The organism is Paenibacillus sp. 01L418, from assembly GCF_056400045.1.
Genome location: NZ_JBFTSN010000103.1, coordinates 1 through 17,714, shown reverse-complemented (window position 1 = coordinate 17,714; position 17,714 = coordinate 1). Strand labels below are relative to the sequence as shown.

Here is a 17,714-nt window from a genome sequence, read left to right as displayed (position 1 = left end):
CGTCCATGGGACACTACCCCCTCAAGATAGCGTGTCTGCCGTTCCACCACTACCGCACATTTATAAGTCGAACGTTCATCGCTCGCATCTTCTTAATCAAGAAAATGGTGAGCCATGAAGGACTCGAACCTTCGACACCCTGATTAAAAGTCAGGTGCTCTACCAACTGAGCTAATGGCTCTCGCTGTAATTGTAAACGAGCTCCGAAGAGCTAGTACATTTTTTTGTGTGAATAATTGGTGACCCGTAGGGGACTCGAACCCCTGTTACCTCCGTGAAAGGGAGGTGTCTTAACCACTTGACCAACGGGCCATACAGAACACTTCAAATGAGATTTCCACGATGCTGCAACCACTGTGGCAAATAAAAAAGACCGGATGAACGGTCTTCCCGTTGCAAACACTTGTGAGAAAAATGTGGCGGAGAGAGAGGGATTCGAACCCTCGCACCACTTACGCAGTCTAACCCCTTAGCAGAGGGTCCCCTTGAGCCACTTGGGTATCTCTCCAAATCTGGCTCCCCGAACAGGACTCGAACCTGTGACAACTCGATTAACAGTCGAGTGCTCTACCAACTGAGCTATCAGGGAAAAGTAAAAGTGACAAGTAATAATATATCATGTACTACTTTGATTGTCAATCACTTTTAACACTAATTTTCCGCGACATTTTCCACAAGCGTATTTAGCAGGATCAATCTTCCTTTTGCGCAGATACTCCATCCCGCATTTGGTACAAACAAGCTTGTACCGAAATGGCTGCTGCTTACGCTCCGCGCGTTCAGGTAAGGACTGACAATAGCGTGAGCCGCCTACCTGAGCCAGCAGCTGTTTGAATTCAATATCACGATGCTGGTATCCCCGCTTCAATATATGCAAGTGATAATGGCAAAGCTCATGCTTAATAATTTTCTCGGTTTCTTCATGCCCGAAAGCCGAAAGCTGATGAGGACTGATCTCAATATTATGGGACCTTGTAAAGTAGCGTCCTCCTGTTGCTTTAAGTCGGCTGTTGAATGTAGCTTGATGTAAAAACGGACGATTAAAAAAGGTTATCGAAATATGCTCAACCCATTGCTGCAGCGCCTCATTATTCATTCATTATTCTCCCCCAACTACTTGAATTTTAAAGCTGGCATAGGCTACACTGTCAAGTAGGAATTATTAAATGTGCAGAAAATTTACAGTATATGTACGGTAACAAACTAAAGGGGAGATCAATAATTATTATGGCAACTATGCGCTACGTCCTATTGAAACAAAATGACATCATCCTTTTCGTGGAAATGCCTGAATCGCACGCTTATCAGCTAAGTGCGCTTAACCTCCGGCTTCATAAAGAAATTGACAAGCTAACGGCAGAGCATGTTCCAGTATTGCCTTATGCTGTAGCTGAGTGCAACGATGTTGAGCTTCACGACAATTCCATTAATATCGTCTCAGGCCTGGATTACATCAACAGCCTTGAGAAGGATTTTGCCGGCGTACAAGAGAAGTCCTATCCGCTTATTTCGCTTTTAACAGAAATTCGTGCTCTGCAAGCTCAGCTTGAACAGTGGTACGAAGAGTATGAAGAAGAACAGAGTATATAGGTAGGACCTGCACGGACACACGCCCTTCCCCATATTGTAGTATTACAACAAKTTAGGCCTGGGGAAGGAGAACGATAGGTATGCCACAGTGGCTGTGCAATCAAATGATGCGTGCATTTCAAAAGAAAGACCGCAGACAAATTAAGCTGCTTAATGACTGCTGGTATTTTTACCGCAACAAACAAGGTTCAAAGGAAGAAGGCACCGAAACCGAATTCACCGAATTTCAGTAAACGATCACTGCCCAACCACATAACCGTATAGGGCTGCTGCCATACTTTTAAGGGATTAGCTCGTTTAAACGGTGAAATAAAGCAGAATGTAATGGCGAACTCCTAATTACTTATCGTTAGAATAACAAAAGCGACCCCCACTATCTGAGGGTCGCTTTTTGTTATTGTTTKGTTATCGATAAATTAAAATTTGTTAAAAAATGTAACATCATCAACCGATAGACGAGTTGTTTCACGGCCTTCTACTGCTGCTTTGCCGATTGGAAGCATCAACGTCGGCAAATAACGATCCGAAATATTAAACAGTTCCATCACTTGATCACGGTTATATCCGCCCATAGGAACGGAATCATACCCTTTAGCACGAGCTGTCAGCATAAGCTGCATCGCCACTAGGCCTGTGTCAAATACAACGATTTCTTTCAAGCGCTCTGCTGGCAAAGCTGAGTACATTTTCGTAGAATTCGCAATAAAGTTGTTGCCCACTTCTTCAGTCATGAAACCTGCTTCAATCGCAGATCCATAAATTTTTTCGGACAACGTGTACATTTCCAAATCAGCTAGAACAATAACAATCGCTGATGCAGCAGCTACCTGCTTTTGGTTAAATGCGATGGGAAGCAGCTTTTGCTTCAGTTCAGGATCAGTTACAACGAGAAAACGCCAAGGCTGCATATTCGATGAAGATGGCGCTTTGATCGCAGTTGCAAGAATGTCTCTGATTTCTTCCTCAGAAATTACTGCACTGCTGTCGTATTCACGTACAGAACGACGGCTATTTAAAACATCAAAGAAAGTTGCATTCAATTGTTCATTCGTTTGARTTTCTTGTGAATTGCTTTGAGTTGTTGTCATATGGTTCCCTCCAAAGGAAATTTTTTTATCTGTGCAAGATTCTACTCAGTTAATCTCGCGAATATACTGTGCTTCGTACGGCACAGTTAATGAAAGATGAACTGTATCATTTATATACACAGTATAGGTCGTGTCGATACTTTTGTCAATCGACTAACTTTAGTAAATTTAATTACTTTTTAAGAAGAATTAGGCAATGTCTTTTGAGCAAGCTGCGCAATTGTAAACTGCTGCAGTGTTTCGATCGTATTCTGTTCAATCTCATTTGCAATATCCATGAATGCTGATTTCATATTCAATCCAGCATCATGCAGGCTGATTGTATCCAGCATGCCGCTGCAGAGAGGTTCTCCTACTTTGAGAGCAATGTACACCTCAGCGAGCGATATCGCCTCTGGAGGGCGTTTCAGCCTATAACCTCCATCACGACCTTCTCTTGTTTCAATTAATTGCCCAGCAGCCAGCTTAGCCAGCACTTTCCGCAATTGTGTTGCTTCCGAGTTCAAGCAGCCGGCAATAGCCGCACTTGGATAACATTCTGATTTGTGCGATAAAATAACGAGTGCCTGCAAAGCGAGTCCAAACCATTTTGAATGGGCTGATCCGCTTGCCTTTTCTGTCTTCATAGTCATCTCACTCCTTTTGTAGGGTAGTAGGCGATGCCCATGCACTTGTTAAATTATAAAGGGCTTGCCTCCTAACAGGCAAGCACTTTATATATGGAAACCGTTAGTTAGGCTTGCGCATCGTCAAGCTTACTCGGCCTTTTTTCGAATCGACACTAAGCACCCATACCGTAACCGTATCACCGACAGATACAACATCCATCGGACGTTTAACGAATTTATCGCTAAGCTGTGAAATATGAACGAGCCCATCATTTTTGATGCCGATATCGACAAACGCACCAAAATCGATGACATTCCGCACTGTCCCGTGAAGTTCCATTCCTGGAGCCAGATCCTCGATATTGAGTACATCAGTATGGAAAATCGGAGGAGGAAGCTCTTCACGCGGGTCGCGACCCGGACGAAGCAAGCTATCCATGATGTCCCGCAAAGTAGGTACGCCCACGCCAAGCGTTGGCGCGATACGATCTGCGTCTAGCTCGGCAAGCTTTGTTCTTAGCTCCTCTGAGCCTAACTGCTTAAGGCTAAGGCCCATCTCACTAAACAGCTTGTCTACAACCTCATAAGATTCCGGATGAATCGGCGTGCTGTCTAGAGGATTGACTGGTTCAGCAATTCTCAAGAAACCAATACATTGCTCATAAGATTTTGCGCCAAGACGCGGTACCTTCTGCAGCTGGTTTCGTTTAATGAAGCGTCCGTTTTCATCACGATATTTCACGATATTTTTAGCGATGGTAGCATTAATGCCCGCCACGTAGGATAACAAAGATGCTGATGCTGTGTTCACATCGACGCCAACATGGTTAACCGCTGATTCAACTACACCGCCAAGCGTCTCATCAAGGCGCTTCTGACTAACGTCATGCTGATATTGTCCAACTCCGATTGCTTTAGGCTCGATTTTAACGAGCTCTGCAAGCGGGTCCTGCAATCTGCGGGCAATCGACACTGCGCTGCGCTCTGCGACGTCTAGCGCCGGAAACTCCTCCTGAGCGAGCTTAGAGGCCGAATAAACGCTTGCGCCTGCTTCATTGACAATTATGTACTTAAGCTCAGCGCCGCCCGCTCCGGCCGCTTTGCGCTTGCCTATTAAGTCAGCAATAAATTGTTCCGTCTCACGAGAGGCTGTTCCATTGCCTATGACGATCAATTCTACTTTGTATTTATCAATTAAACCATTGATGAGCTTCTCAGCTTCAGCCACTTTGTTGTTCGGAGGAGTTGGATAAGATACCGCGACCTCCAGCAGCTTGCCAATATCATCAATGACTGCGAGTTTGCACCCGGTACGGAAAGCCGGATCAACTCCGAGCACGATATTGCCGCGAACGGGCGGTTGAAGCAGCAGATTGCGCAAGTTTTCAGAGAAAATGGAAATGGCATGCTCCTCTGCCTTTTCTGTCAGCTCGCCACGAACCTCACGCTCAATAGATGGCGAGATAAGACGCTTATAAGAGTCTTCAATGACCGATACAAGCACATCGCGTACAGATTGCGCAGTCCCGTTTCTAAGCAGCTTTCTCTGGATATGCTCATGAATGCGTTCCGTAGGAACATCAAAGGCAACACGCAGCACATCCTCGCGTTCAGCACGATTAATCGCAAGAACACGATGTGGAGGAAGCTTTCGAACCGGCTCCTGATAGCTGTAATACATTTCGTATACCGTTTCCTCAGCAGCATTTTTTGCTTCTGTCTTGATTAGCGCTTGATCAAATGTGAATTTGCGAACCCAAGCGCGAATAGATGCATCATCGGCAATATTTTCTGCAATGATGTCCGAAGCTCCATTTAAAGCATCCTGAGCAGTCGGTACACCTTTTTCCTCGTTCACATAACGGGCAGCTTCAACAAGCGGATCACCGCTACGCGGCTGTGACCACAGCCATTCTGATAGCGGCTCCAGTCCTCTTTCCTTCGCGACGCTCGCACGAGTCTTCCGCTTTTGCCGATATGGCCGATATAGATCTTCTATTTCTTGCAGCTTAACCGATTGGGTAATCGAAGCGCGCAGCTCTTCAGTCAGCTTGCCTTGCTCATCAATTAGACGAATAACCTCGCGTTTTCGCTCTTCCAGGTTCCGCATATATTGCAGCTTCTCTTCGATTGCTCTTAGATCATTCTCATCCAGCTCACCCGTCATCTCTTTCCGATAACGCGCGATAAATGGAATGGTGTTGCCCTCATCGAGCAAGCCTACTGCAGATTTCACTTTTGTGACCGGGATCGATAACTGTGCAGCTATTCCAGTAATAATTCGCTGACTTTCGGCAGCTTTCTGTTCCACTGTCAATTTCGATTTTCCCGCGTTCTCTTCTACATCATCTGTAAAATGCTGTACCTTTGTATCCGCCAAACGTCATGCCCCTTCCTCATGCTTCATGCACCCGTATATGGGTTGTTCGCCATTTCAAAACCAATCGTCGTACGTCCGCCATGTCCTGGATATACAATGACTTCTGGGTTTAGTTTGTACAGCTTCAAGCGAATGGAGTCATATAAATCACGTTCACGTCCGCCCGGCAGGTCCGTTCGGCCAACTGACATTTTGAAGAGCACATCGCCTGAGAACAGATGGTTGCCATGCAGGRAGCTTACGCTGCCGGGAGAATGCCCCGGTGTATGCATAACTCGGAAAGATAGTCCAAGCAGCGATAAGGTTTGACCTTCCGCGAGCGCATATTCAGCGGGATCCGTTGAAAGCGGAGGCGTTACATCCTGCCATCTCATTGAACCATTTTTACGCGGATCCGTTAGCCAGTCTGCCTCCAAGTCATGTATGTACACAGGACAGTCAGCGAGCTTTCGCACTTCATCCACTCCGCCCATATGATCGAAATGAGCGTGAGTCAATAAAATTGCTTCCACCTTCACATCTTTTAGGCGCTCAATCAGCTTGCGTGGATTCATTCCTGGATCAATCACGATGCCGCGTTCCTGCGCCTCTTCACCATTTACCGTTGCAGGCTCCTTCACCGTGATGAGATAAGCATTCGTTTGCAGGGGACCTAATGTAAAAGTTTCAATCTTCATATTCTCACTCATATTCGTTTAAAATGACTCCAACAAAGTGCGGAGCTCTTTCACAATAACGGATTGATATTCAGTTCCTTCTCCATAACGACGGCCAATTTCCTGTCTTGTAATCGCCAGCTTCTCTTGATAGTCGGCTGCTTCACGGTCAGGATTTTCTTTTTTGAACGCAAGCATAGCTTCCTGAACATGAGTAGGACGCGGTCCCCACTTACCTAGCACTGCTCCGCCTGTATCCGCAACAATAACGACAGGTACAGAACGGCCGCCAAGTGTCAAAAATTGATCCATCGTGTCGAGATGCTCTTCCATAATGAGCACGTCAATCGGAACGCCGCTGTTCTCAAGCGCTTTGAATACAACAGGAATATTGCGTACAACATCGCCACACCAATCAGCCATCAGGATCAATACACGTAGATCATCACGATTGTTAAGCGAATCAAAATATTCCTTATCGCTCTCGTCGGTCCAAACGAACTTTTCCGACCAATCCAAAAACTGCTCTTTATTTTTGGTCATGCCATCAATAAATTGTTGCGGGCTTATTCCTTTGCCCAGTTTATCTGCAATGCTTTTGCTCATATGAATCCCTCTTTCGTCTATTTAATGGTTGCTCATCAGAAAAAAATGCAAGGTTGACTGTTCTATTATACCGATTTGCGGCGTGAGCGTACAAATTTGAAAAGGACATAAATAATAAGGAGTGCAATTGCGATAAGAATAGCAGGCTGTACATAAGGCGCAGCTTTCTCATCGATTTTATCCCAGTTCTCGCCAAGTGATTTGCCTAGATAAATAAACAATATAGACCATGGCAGAGATGCAAGTGCAGTCAGCAATGTAAATAATCCAAAATTCATTCTTGCCATACCGRCTGGAATTGAAATAACCTGTCTCATTACTGGGACAAAACGTGCAGTGAACACGATGCCTACGCCATACTTGTTAAACCAATTTTCAGAAATATCTACATGTTTTTGTTTGATCTTTATATATTTACCGTATTTCTCGACGATCGGCCGTCCGCCATATCTGCCAATCCAATATAAAATCCAGTTTTGTCCAATTGCACCTAACGTACCGAACAACACTGCCCCCCAGAAGGAAATATCCCCTTTGTATACGAGATAACCTCCAAAGCCGAGCACAATTTCACTTGGTATAACTTCAATCAATAGTCCGATCAAAATACCAAAGTACCCTAGACTCTCTACCCATTGCAATACATTGTCCAATACTTCATGAATAAAATCCATTCCTGTTCTCAATCCGCCTTCCTGCATAAAATATGGCTTTCGCTTGCTTTTGCTGCGCTGAAGCTATTCTAACATACGATACAGACAACCTTCCACTTTTGTCATGTGCTGACAAGCCCCTGCATAGACTAGCCTTAAATGATACGAATGGATGAGGTGAGCGTTTCATGTCAAAGGTCTTTATTGTAAGTAAACGACAAATTCAACTGTTTATTGTAGTTGCAGTCCTTATCGTATTCACCGGCGTTTACTTAAGCTGGGACAGATCAAAAGAGGTAGATGGACAACCGTCAGAGCCGCGAATTTTCCAGATTGTTACGGTTGAATACAAGTCACAAACCGCTGACGGCAAAGAGCATGAAATGTATCGCTGGGATCCGGGTCAAATTGTTGTCCAAAAGGATGAACTAACTGAGCTGCATATTAGTGGTGTAAGTGGAGCAAGCCATCCCTTTGTCATTGAAGGCCTTGGCATTAAGGGAGAAGTACTAAAAGGCAAAACGACGGTTGTACGATTCACTGCCAAAAAAGAGGGGACTTATCCTATTTTATGCTTGACCCATACTGATATGCGCCACGGTGGACCAATGGTTGGATATATCACAGTAGATTAGCAGGCAAACAGCTGTAACGAGTGACCTCCTTCTCCCCGGGCGCATACATATGGGGTAGAGAGGAGTCGGTCTATAATGAAAGCTAACGCGCCAAAACATACAGCCGGCTTACCGACTGCGCGTAAAATCCGCAGAGCCTGCAGCAACGAGCTATACCGCACCGTGAAGCGCATGAAACTTTGGGTGTCCAAAGAGAAAATGGAGCAAGCTGAAAAACTTTATTTTAAAAAGGTTATTGTCAACCTGATCTGGGTTCACGAAAATAAAGACAATCGGAAGATCCAATGCGACTGGTGGGAAGAGAATGTCAGCGCTGAAATTGCCGAGTTATGGGAAGTCGATCGCAATCAGCTTTGTATCGCGTTTAGAGAAGCTTTTGGCGGTTAAGATGGTTATTGGATAAACAAAAAAGAGGCTTTCCCATTTATTATTGGGATTGCCTCTTTTTCTGTGCAGCTGCTTGTTGCTTAGCTTGTAATGATTAACCTTCTTCCTTCAATCGGTCACAGGATACCGTCTTTGTGTTCACAGGATTGTTGCCGACCATAACGGTTGCCATCCCATTCGCCTCGTCGACATTTTCAATCCAGACCGAATCCTCATCCAGATGAACTTTAACTGTCTGTTCAGATTCGTATATTTGCTTCGCGCGTGCTACGTCCATACTGCCTACCCCTCCTTTTTTATAAATTCATTGAACAATTGCTATCTGGATTCACGTTCCATCGTATCTGTTGTTGATTCGTCAATAAGGCCGTTTTGCAGCGTTACATTGCCGCCGCCCAATCCTTCATTTACCATTCTGTCGATATCCATAAAATAATCCTCTCGACCCTCATGCTTCGGATCTGCCGCCTCTTGTTTTTGCTCGTCGTTAGTATCTGTCATAGTTATACCCTCCCATTTGTTTTGGCGAATACGTATACCGTGTAGGCCTGATTTCGCATTCGCGGCGGTAATAACATGGTTTATCCACCTTCGAAAAATATGCCCGAAAACGCAGTCAAGCATGCATCGTTCACAGCAGCGGCGATAACATGCGCAGTAATTCTTCTGCTGCCTTTTGTCGATTCGGTCGATTCATAAAGGTCTTTTTGTCCAATTCTCGGCTATGCTTCAAATCCTCCATAAAATCCGTTTCCAGCTTCTTAATCGTCCCTTCGTCAAAAAGCACCGCGTTCAGCTCAAAATTACTTAGCAAGCTGCGCATATCTACATTTGCTGTTCCAACAGTGGCCAGCATGTGATCTACAATCATCACCTTCGAGTGAATAAATCCTTTCTCATAGCGATAAACCTTCACTCCCGCATCCAGCATCTCTTGCATATAGGATAGTGTGGCAAGCAGTACGAGCTTGGAGTCCGCAATGCCCGGTATAATCAACCTCACATCTACCCCGCTGAGTGCTGCCGTTCTGAGACCCATAAGCAGGCTGGAATCAGGTATAAAATAAGGTGTCGTTATATATATCCTCGTCAAAGCCGCTGTTATTGCAGCAAACATGACCTCGTCAATCTTATGAGCATGCTGTCCCGGTTTACTTGAGACCATCAGCACCCTTTCATTTCCTAGGCAATGATGCGGCGTCATATACGCTTTACCATCCAACTCTTCTTTAGCCGCGAAGGCCCAGTCGTTCATAAAAAGCTCCTGCAGGTAATATACAGAGTCCCCTTTTAAACGCAAATGGGTATCCCGCCAGAAGCCAAGCTTCGGGTCCTTTCCTAAGTATTCATCACCGATATTGATACCTCCGATAAAACCTACGGTTCCATCTACTACAACGATTTTTCGATGATTGCGATAATTTAGTTTTCTGTCAAAAAAGGCGATGCGCGGCGGTAAAAAGCAGCTTGTCCGAACTCCTGCACGATGAAGCTCTTCGATATACTTATCACTTAAATGCAGGCTTCCTATCCCATCATATACGATCCGGACTTGAACTCCTTCCCTCGCCTTACTCGTTAACACCTGCAAAAAGCGTTGGCCAATTTCATCATCTCTAATCGTGTAATAATCCATATGTATATGATGGGTCGCTCGTCTCAGCTCTCTCAATATCTCCTCGTATGTGTCATCACCGTTATTCAAAACGAATGCTTCATTATTACGGGTAATCGGAAACGGAGCTAGGCCAGTAAGCATGGCAAACAGTTTATTTTTTGTCTCAAACTGCTCATTTCCCATATCCGTTGCCTCTGTAACCTGCTCGGATAATTGATTCGCATAGCGTATAGTCTCCTGCTTAAATCGTTCCATACGCCTGCGCCTGACAAAGTCTTTCCCAAGCATGATATAGGCTATAAAACCTATGAACGGGAACATAAATGTAATGAAAAGCCATGCAGTCAACTGTACCTGACGACGATGCTCCATCACAAAAACCACAGCGAGCTGAATAATATATACGATTAATATTGCCGACAGCCAAATGTACCCCATAGTTAAAATAACACCTCATTTTCTCCTTACCGTGCAGAATCTTACAAGTCCCTCTAGTTTGAACGCATGCTTACATACCTATTCTTATAAAATCTTATAACATTAAAAAAAGCCCGCCGATTATTGCTAATCGGACGAGCTTAAGAATTTGAATTGCAGATTAATAATTAGATCTGATGAGTGGATTATTGTTTCATTGTCACGCCAGCATTATTATTTTCAATATGAGTAAGGATAAGGCGATGCATGCTAAGCCTTCTTGTTATAAACTGCGGCAGTAAACGGTAATTCATGCCTAGCTTATAGCCGATCAGCTTTGCTGCTGATTCAGCGATCAGCTTGGGAATCAGATGCCATTTGCCGGTTCGATTGAGCTCATTCAGCTGCAGCTTAACGAGCTTTGAGCCTGCTTTGCCAACCGCGCTGTAAGGCGTGATCCATGTATTGCATCGCATAGATATTCCATTATCGAAGTAACGCTTGAATTGCTGCTTTATCGAATAGTCATGCGAATGAAAAACAAGAGCCTCTGCGCAGTAAGCAACCTTATAGCCAGTCAAAATGCATTTGGCAGCCATAAATAAATCCTCATTAAAGATGACAGGCTCCTGAAACCGCCCCATCGTCTCAAACGTCTCACGCCAAATCGCTGAGCATACATTGGAGCAAAAAAATGTTTTAATCCCAAGTTCCTCAATATCCTCATAAGCTTTCAATTGCGACTGTGCCGGATAGTTATGTTCCCTTGCCAGTCGTTCCAGCACATTAGCTTCTGGTCTCGGCAGCTGCCTTGCATAAGCATACGCCACATTATTTCCAGATAAAAGTGGGCGAGTCAGCTCTTCAATGAGCTTATCGTTGCAAGGGAGAGCATCCTGTGTCATAAATAGCAAAATATCGCCGCGTGCTTGCATCGCTGCAACGTTGCGCGTACCACCGTGATCGAAATCTCGGCGTTCAACGCGCATCACTTGGGCGCCAGCCTTGAGTGCTCGCTCCTGCGTCCCATCGTCCGAGCAGGAATCTATGATGATGATTTCATATGGAGGAAGCGACTGATGCTTCAATCGCTCTAATAGCTCTTCCAGCTCTGGCCCTGYATTTAATGTAGGAATAATAATCGATACTCGGCATGCTGAATCGCTGTTAGTAAGCATTTTTGTTAATCAAGCCCTTCAGTACCGTTTTGAAAATAATTTTGATATCAAAGAAAAAAGTCCAATTTTCAATATAAAAAATATCAAACATAATACGGTCTTGTATGGAAGTGTCGCCTCTTAAGCCATTGGTTTGTGCCCAGCCTGTTATTCCAGGTCTAATCTGATGCTTAACCATATATTTTGGAATTTCCTCTTTGAACTGATTCACGAAATAGGGACGTTCTGGCCGCGGACCAACCACACTCATATGGCCGAGCAGGACGTTAAAAAACTGCGGCAGCTCATCCAGACTCGTGCGACGAAGAAAACTGCCAAACTTGGTGCGCCTTGGATCGTTCTCTACTGTCCACTGTGTATCTGATACTTTATCCGTTGATACACGCATCGAGCGGAATTTAAACATATGGAACGTTTTGCGATCGAGCCCCATCCGCTCCTGCTTAAACAATACGGGTCCAGGCGATGTCAGCTTAAGCCCTATGACAGCGAACAACATGATTGGAGACGTTATAACAATCGCTACTAATGAGAAGGCGATATCAAACCAGCGCTTTAATATCCGATTGCTCAGCTCATCGAGCGGAATATCCCTTACATTAATAAGCGGGATGCCTGCAAAATTATCAAAAAATGGCCTAGCCGGCAGCAGATCAAAGAAATCAGGAATGATTAGCGTCTTCACGCCCGTTCGTTCACACATTTCAATAATTTCCGCATACTTCGCATGCGCTTCAAGCGGCAGTGCAATGATGACTTCATCAATAGGCATCATATCCAGCTTTTGCTTCAAAGCGTCGAGCCTTCCGATAATCGGCTTCATATACTGATGCTCAGGCGCATGCTCATCTTGAAAATCATCCAAAAAGCCGACTACCTCATAACCAAGATCCGGGTGCTGCTGCAGATTTGTATAGAAACTGCGTCCCACGGAACCCGCCCCAACGATAAGTACAAAACGTTTATTAAAGCCTTTGCGACGAAATGAAGCGAGGATCGATTTGACCCAATATCGGTATGACGCAATGGCGATAAAATTCATGAAAAAGAAAATGGCTAGAAATTCACGAGAGATATGTACTTCACGGGTAAAATATAACATGCCTAACAGACCAAGAAAACTAATGGTTTGAATCTGAAAAATCTTCCAAATGTCATAAGAGTATCTTTTTCGACGCTTAGGGGAATAAAACTGCAAATAAAAACCAATTAATACTGCCGAGAAAGAATAAACTGTTCCCCATAGCAAATAAGTAGAAAATGGTAGTGATTTAATATTAGGCAATATATTACTATAAAACTTTAACCAATACGCAAATAAAAATACAAGCAAAGCGCATATAAGATCTGCCATCATGTATAATTGCGTCAGAAACCGTTGGTTTTGTCGAAGCATTTTGCTGAGTTCACCTACGTTTCTTTAAAATTCGATCTAGTAACAGTTTATCAAAATCTTTAATATGTTTAAATACCTCAAAAGACATATATTACAAAATATCAGAACTATCATATAAGAATATAAAAAAGGGGGCCTTGGACAGTGTTTACTTCCTCGACCTCCCCGATATCATTAATTAATATTAACTATTTAAATAATGATTAAGTGCTTCTCTCCATGGTCGAAGCAGTTTTAAACCATTAATTCTTATACCGCTATGTTCCATAACCGAATAAGCTGGTCTTGGAGCTGGACGAGGAAATTCCTCTGTACTACAAGCAGTAACGATTGTTTTATGTCCGCTTTCTTCAAAAATTGCTTTTGCAAAATCAAACCACGAACAAACTCCAGTATTAGACGCATGATAAATTMCAAAATAATCGGTCTGTACCAATTCTATTAAGAATTCTGCTAAATCATACGTATAGGTTGGTGATCCAAGCTGATCCGAAACCACTTTAAGTTCACTTTTTTCTTCAGCCAGCTTTAACATGGTATTAACGAAGTTATTTCCAAACTTACCATAAACCCATGATGTACGCACAATATAATATCGATCATGTAATGTTTGTACTAGATGCTCGCCTGCTAATTTTGACATACCATATACCGTCTTCGGGTTGGTAATGTCATACTCGTGATAAGGGGTGACTCCAAACCCATCAAACACATAGTCTGTACTGATGTAGCAGAGCTTGGCACCTATCTCCCTAGCAGCAATAGCGACATTACGCGTACCAACAGCATTTACTCGAAAAGCTTCATCTGATTCGGATTCAGCTTGATCCACTGCTGTATATGCGGCACAATGAATCACGATGTCTGGACTGTGAAGTGAAAATATTTGGCGGCATGCTGATAAACTCTTAATTTCAAGAATATCTCGACTAAGTCCAATAATATCGGCGGATACGTTCGACCACTGTGATAACTCTTTTCCCAGTTGCCCATTAGCACCCGTTACAACTATTTTTAGCCTAGACATTTATTCTTTCGCCTCCAAACGCTCCTTGTATTGAGTATCGTAGTATTGTTGATAGGAGCCTGATGTAATTTGTTCCATCCATTCTTTATTATTTAGGTACCAGTGAATTGTTTCCTTAATTCCGTTCTCATAGTTAAACTTTGGCTGCCAGCCTAGTTCATTGCGGATTTTATCTGCATCAATTGCATAGCGGCGGTCATGGCCAAGACGATCCTTCACATATGAGATAAGCGACTCTGGCTTGCCTAGTTCTTCAAGAATCGTACGGACTACCTGTAGATTGTTCCGCTCGTTGCGTCCACCTACGTTATAGACTTCACCATTAACTCCTTTATGCAAGACCAGATCAATTGCGCTACAGTGGTCTTCTACGTATAACCAATCACGCACATTCAGACCATCCCCGTAAACGGGCAAAGGCTTATCATGAATCGCATTCTGGATCATCAATGGAATAAGCTTCTCTGGGAATTGGAATGGACCATAGTTATTGGAGCAACGAGTAATATTAACATTTAGTCCAAATGTCTCATGATAAGCCCGAACAAGTAAATCTGCTCCAGCTTTACTAGCCGAATACGGACTGTTCGGAGCTAAAGGTGTCTCTTCTGTAAATAGTCCAGTATCACCTAGCGTTCCATATACCTCATCCGTCGATACCTGTACAAATTTATTCACATTATATTGCTTAGTTAGATCTAGCAATGTTTGTGTACCAAGTATATTAGTTCGCACAAATACATCTGGCTGTAAAATACTACGATCAACATGAGATTCTGCCGCAAAATTAACAACAGCATCAATACCAGCTGAAAATAACGGATCCATCTCTGAGCGTTCAGTAATATCTGCTTTAACGAACGTATAATTGGGTTGCTTCTCGATTGAACGTAAGTTTTCTAGGTTGCCAGCATAAGTAAGTGCGTCAACATTGATAATCTCGTAGCTGGGATAATTCTTAATCAAATATAAAACAAAGTTGCTCCCAATAAAGCCGGCTCCGCCGGTAATGAGTAGTTTCACGAGTCTGACTCACCTTTCATAAAAAAATTGTAATTAATGCTTCAAGTCCAGCTTCACTTAATAGTTTTCTAATCCATAATTAAGCTGAATTTTTTCTTGTATTGAACAGCCAACCCTATTAAAACACTTGGCAATATTGCTATCATTACAAAAAGTACCTTTTCACCAATACTTGAAAATATTTGTATTGATACACTTAATTCCCAAATAAATGAATCAGGAATGATATAGAAAGATATACAATGATAATTTACCAAGCAACTCTAAAAATGAAATTTTTTTAGAAGTCCTAGGTGTATGAGAGTTTTGAAACAAAAAATAACCGGGTAGAGCAATAATTGTAAACATAAACATTTGGTGGATTAGACCAACTAATATCTAACCATTCAGTATTTATAAAGAGAGAATAAAGCGTTTCTGATATTGCATGCTCAATCAGAGAGCCTAACTTATCTTAGATATTCCGGAGGTTACGCCTGCCAATAAAATAAACAGAGTTGCAGAATAGATTGTTAGTGAATGGAATTCTTTATTTTGATAAATGATCGAAAATAAGTGGTCAAATACAACTGCCAATTCTGTAATTCCTTTTAAAAAATCAATCTATCTCAACTGCATTCTAAGGCTACGCCCTTCCAAAATACAAAAATAGAATGTGAAATATTACATATGACCGGTATGATTATCTTATTCAACTGTTATAGATTTTGATCAGATAGATCTAACAAATATCTTCCATAATCATTTTTTGAAAGGGCTTGACCAAGTATCTTCAACTGTTCCTTTGTAATATATCCCTTCAAATAGGCTATTTCTTCAATACATGCGACTTTGAATCCTTGGCGTTTCTCAATTGTCTCTATAAAGTGTGAGGCTTGCATTAATGATTCATGGGTTCCCGTATCAAGCCAAGCAAAACCCCGTCCAAACATCTTCACATTTAATTGACCTTGTTCCAAATATATTTTATTAATATCGGTTATTTCAAGTTCTCCTCTATCTGAAGGACAGATTTGTTTCGCATAATTAACCACTTTATTATCATAAAAATATAATCCCGTTACCGCGAAATCAGATTTAGGTTTATTCGGTTTTTCCTCAATAGATATTGCTCTATAATTTGAATCAAATTCAACTACACCATATCTTTGTGGATCTTTAACTTTATATCCAAATACAGTTGCACCCTCATCACGACGAACAGCTGATGCTAACATTTCTGTAAACCCTTGACCATAGAAGATATTATCCCCTAAGATTAACGCCACATTGTCATCGCCTATGAAAGTCTCGCCAATAATAAACGCCTGTGCCAGCCCATCAGGGCTAGGTTGAATGGCATAACTAATTGATATACCTAAATCATTTCCATTTCCTAATAATTGTTCAAAACGAGGCGTATCTTCAGGAGTTGATATTATTAAAATATCCTTGATTCCCGCTAACATCAGAACAGACAATGGATAGTAAATCATAGGCTTATCGTAAATCGGAAGCAATTGCTTAGAAGTTGCTTTTGTTAGAGGATATAGCCTCGTGCCACTACCACCAGCCAATATAATGCCTTTCACCATCACACCTACCTAATTCAAAGTCTCAATTTGATAATCGAGTATATTTACTAAACGCACTTTGGAACAAGCTATTCTTCATAATAAAAGTTATTTTCAGCATCTGCTAAAAGAGGGTATTCCGTATCCTTCACTGAAGTAATCGGTTTTGAGGTCGGCCAATCTATTCCCAACGCTGGATCATTCCATGAGATTCCACGGTCATGCTCAGGAGAGTAGAGTGCATCTACTTTATATAGAACTTCACTGTTAGATACAATTGTGCAAAATCCATGTGCAAATCCTTTAGGAACTAATAACTGTCTCTTATTGTGAGCACTAAGTATAAAAGATTCCCATTTTCCAAATGTAGGAGAGCCACGACGAATGTCGATAACAACATCATAGACTGCACCCGATGTGACACGCACTAATTTGGTTTGTGCTTTTGGGTTTAATTGATAATGCAAGCCACGAAGCACCCCTGCTTCAACAGATAATGAATGATTATCTTGAATAAAAGCATTAGGTATGCCACTATTATGAGCAATAATCTCGTTGTATGTCTCCATAAAAAAACCACGATCATCGCCGAATACTATTGGTTCTAGAAGCTTAACACCTGGCAGTTTAGTGTCTAATACTTTCAACTTTTCCACCTACTCTTTATTAGTAAAAAATACTCACAACTGACAACTCTAACAACTATGAATAGTCTGATCATCACGAAATTGATTATTCATTTCCCTTTTATAATTATTTTCGAAAGGGTAAACGTTATTGGAATCGTTAATATGATTACAATTATAGGAACAAGTGAACTTGATAATCCAAAATACCTAATTAGAATGTTAATCAATATTAGATTCACAAAATATTGAACAACATAAACAATCGGATAT

At 42.3% G+C, this 17,714-nt stretch carries 21 protein-coding genes and 4 tRNA genes; 4 read left to right on the top strand and 21 right to left on the bottom strand.

The window, feature by feature from the left end:
- Nucleotides 1-105: 105 nt before the first annotated feature.
- From AC1DSE_RS14885 to AC1DSE_RS14865, 5 genes are all read right to left on the bottom strand, one after another.
- Nucleotides 106-181: transfer RNA gene (locus tag AC1DSE_RS14885), tRNA-Lys, on the bottom strand.
- Nucleotides 182-237: 56 nt separating this feature from the next.
- Nucleotides 238-312, bottom strand: a tRNA-Glu gene (locus AC1DSE_RS14880).
- 105 nt (nt 313-417) lie between these two features.
- A tRNA-Ser gene (locus AC1DSE_RS14875) sits at nt 418-508 on the bottom strand.
- 5 nt (nt 509-513) lie between these two features.
- Nucleotides 514-589 (bottom strand) — tRNA-Asn (locus AC1DSE_RS14870).
- 27 nt (nt 590-616) lie between these two features.
- Complete coding sequence (locus tag AC1DSE_RS14865) at nt 617-1,096, bottom strand: SprT family protein (RefSeq protein ID WP_477509101.1); 480 nt, start codon at nt 1,094-1,096, stop codon at nt 617-619.
- Between the two features lie 131 nt (nt 1,097-1,227).
- Here AC1DSE_RS14865 and AC1DSE_RS14860 point away from each other — a divergent pair, with 131 nt between their 5' ends.
- Entirely contained in the window at nt 1,228-1,590 is a 363-nt protein-coding gene (locus AC1DSE_RS14860) for a hydrolase/acyltransferase (protein ID WP_477509102.1), read from the top strand.
- An 80-nt stretch (nt 1,591-1,670) separates the two neighbouring features.
- Nucleotides 1,671-1,823: a cortex morphogenetic protein CmpA gene (gene cmpA, locus AC1DSE_RS14855; RefSeq protein WP_441876410.1), complete on the top strand. Its 153-nt coding sequence runs from the start codon at nt 1,671-1,673 to the stop codon at nt 1,821-1,823.
- A gap of 183 nt (nt 1,824-2,006) precedes the next feature.
- Here cmpA and AC1DSE_RS14850 read toward each other — a convergent pair whose 3' ends face one another.
- From AC1DSE_RS14850 to uptA, 6 genes are all read right to left on the bottom strand, one after another.
- Nucleotides 2,007-2,678 (bottom strand): nitroreductase family protein, encoded by a 672-nt coding sequence (locus AC1DSE_RS14850; protein ID WP_477527833.1) that lies wholly within the window; start codon nt 2,676-2,678, stop codon nt 2,007-2,009.
- Between the two features lie 179 nt (nt 2,679-2,857).
- The gene (locus AC1DSE_RS14845) at nt 2,858-3,304 is read right to left on the bottom strand and encodes an RrF2 family transcriptional regulator (protein WP_477509104.1); all 447 of its coding nucleotides are present in this window, start codon (nt 3,302-3,304) and stop codon (nt 2,858-2,860) included.
- A 103-nt stretch (nt 3,305-3,407) separates the two neighbouring features.
- Nucleotides 3,408-5,666: a Tex family protein gene (locus AC1DSE_RS14840; RefSeq protein WP_477509105.1), complete on the bottom strand. Its 2,259-nt coding sequence runs from the start codon at nt 5,664-5,666 to the stop codon at nt 3,408-3,410.
- 23 nt (nt 5,667-5,689) lie between these two features.
- Complete coding sequence (locus AC1DSE_RS14835; RefSeq protein ID WP_477527832.1) at nt 5,690-6,343, bottom strand: MBL fold metallo-hydrolase; 654 nt, start codon at nt 6,341-6,343, stop codon at nt 5,690-5,692.
- A gap of 18 nt (nt 6,344-6,361) precedes the next feature.
- Complete coding sequence (locus AC1DSE_RS14830) at nt 6,362-6,928, bottom strand: thioredoxin family protein (protein WP_339204573.1); 567 nt, start codon at nt 6,926-6,928, stop codon at nt 6,362-6,364.
- A 65-nt stretch (nt 6,929-6,993) separates the two neighbouring features.
- Nucleotides 6,994-7,602 (bottom strand): undecaprenyl phosphate transporter UptA, encoded by a 609-nt coding sequence (gene uptA, locus AC1DSE_RS14825; RefSeq protein ID WP_477527835.1) that lies wholly within the window; start codon nt 7,600-7,602, stop codon nt 6,994-6,996.
- 167 nt (nt 7,603-7,769) lie between these two features.
- Here uptA and AC1DSE_RS14820 point away from each other — a divergent pair, with 167 nt between their 5' ends.
- Both AC1DSE_RS14820 and AC1DSE_RS14815 read left to right on the top strand, forming a co-directional pair.
- The gene (locus tag AC1DSE_RS14820) at nt 7,770-8,216 is read left to right on the top strand and encodes a cupredoxin domain-containing protein (protein WP_441876396.1); all 447 of its coding nucleotides are present in this window, start codon (nt 7,770-7,772) and stop codon (nt 8,214-8,216) included.
- 75 nt (nt 8,217-8,291) lie between these two features.
- Nucleotides 8,292-8,603 (top strand): dehydrogenase, encoded by a 312-nt coding sequence (locus AC1DSE_RS14815; protein ID WP_441876393.1) that lies wholly within the window; start codon nt 8,292-8,294, stop codon nt 8,601-8,603.
- Nucleotides 8,604-8,697: 94 nt separating this feature from the next.
- Here the strand turns inward: AC1DSE_RS14815 and AC1DSE_RS14810 are convergent, their stop codons facing one another.
- The 10 genes from AC1DSE_RS14810 to AC1DSE_RS14765 form a co-directional block, all read right to left on the bottom strand.
- Nucleotides 8,698-8,880, bottom strand: a complete 183-nt coding sequence (locus AC1DSE_RS14810) for an H-type small acid-soluble spore protein (RefSeq protein ID WP_339204576.1) — start codon at nt 8,878-8,880, stop codon at nt 8,698-8,700.
- A 41-nt stretch (nt 8,881-8,921) separates the two neighbouring features.
- Nucleotides 8,922-9,104, bottom strand: coding sequence for a hypothetical protein (locus tag AC1DSE_RS14805; protein ID WP_076271822.1), 183 nt, complete (start codon nt 9,102-9,104; stop codon nt 8,922-8,924).
- A gap of 130 nt (nt 9,105-9,234) precedes the next feature.
- Nucleotides 9,235-10,659 (bottom strand): cardiolipin synthase, encoded by a 1,425-nt coding sequence (gene cls, locus AC1DSE_RS14800; protein WP_477509106.1) that lies wholly within the window; start codon nt 10,657-10,659, stop codon nt 9,235-9,237.
- 185 nt (nt 10,660-10,844) lie between these two features.
- On the bottom strand, nt 10,845-11,816 hold the full coding sequence (locus AC1DSE_RS14795; RefSeq protein ID WP_477527831.1) for a glycosyltransferase family 2 protein: 972 nt from the start codon (nt 11,814-11,816) through the stop codon (nt 10,845-10,847).
- Nucleotides 11,806-13,212 carry an undecaprenyl-phosphate glucose phosphotransferase gene (locus AC1DSE_RS14790; protein ID WP_477509108.1) on the bottom strand — a complete coding sequence of 469 codons (1,407 nt, stop codon included), beginning with the start codon at nt 13,210-13,212 and terminating at the stop codon, nt 11,806-11,808. The genes AC1DSE_RS14795 and AC1DSE_RS14790 overlap by 11 nt, the downstream gene beginning before the upstream one ends.
- A gap of 184 nt (nt 13,213-13,396) precedes the next feature.
- Nucleotides 13,397-14,239, bottom strand: a complete 843-nt coding sequence (gene rfbD, locus AC1DSE_RS14785; protein ID WP_477527830.1) for a dTDP-4-dehydrorhamnose reductase — start codon at nt 14,237-14,239, stop codon at nt 13,397-13,399.
- Nucleotides 14,240-15,262 (bottom strand): dTDP-glucose 4,6-dehydratase, encoded by a 1,023-nt coding sequence (gene rfbB, locus AC1DSE_RS14780; protein WP_477509110.1) that lies wholly within the window; start codon nt 15,260-15,262, stop codon nt 14,240-14,242.
- Between the two features lie 698 nt (nt 15,263-15,960).
- Entirely contained in the window at nt 15,961-16,833 is an 873-nt protein-coding gene (gene rfbA, locus AC1DSE_RS14775; RefSeq protein WP_477509126.1) for a glucose-1-phosphate thymidylyltransferase RfbA, read from the bottom strand.
- Nucleotides 16,834-16,904: 71 nt separating this feature from the next.
- Nucleotides 16,905-17,462: a dTDP-4-dehydrorhamnose 3,5-epimerase gene (rfbC, locus tag AC1DSE_RS14770; protein WP_477509111.1), complete on the bottom strand. Its 558-nt coding sequence runs from the start codon at nt 17,460-17,462 to the stop codon at nt 16,905-16,907.
- Nucleotides 17,463-17,551: 89 nt separating this feature from the next.
- Nucleotides 17,552-17,707 (bottom strand): hypothetical protein, encoded by a 156-nt coding sequence (locus AC1DSE_RS14765; RefSeq protein WP_477527834.1) that lies wholly within the window; start codon nt 17,705-17,707, stop codon nt 17,552-17,554.
- Between the last annotated feature and the right edge of the window lie 7 nt (nt 17,708-17,714).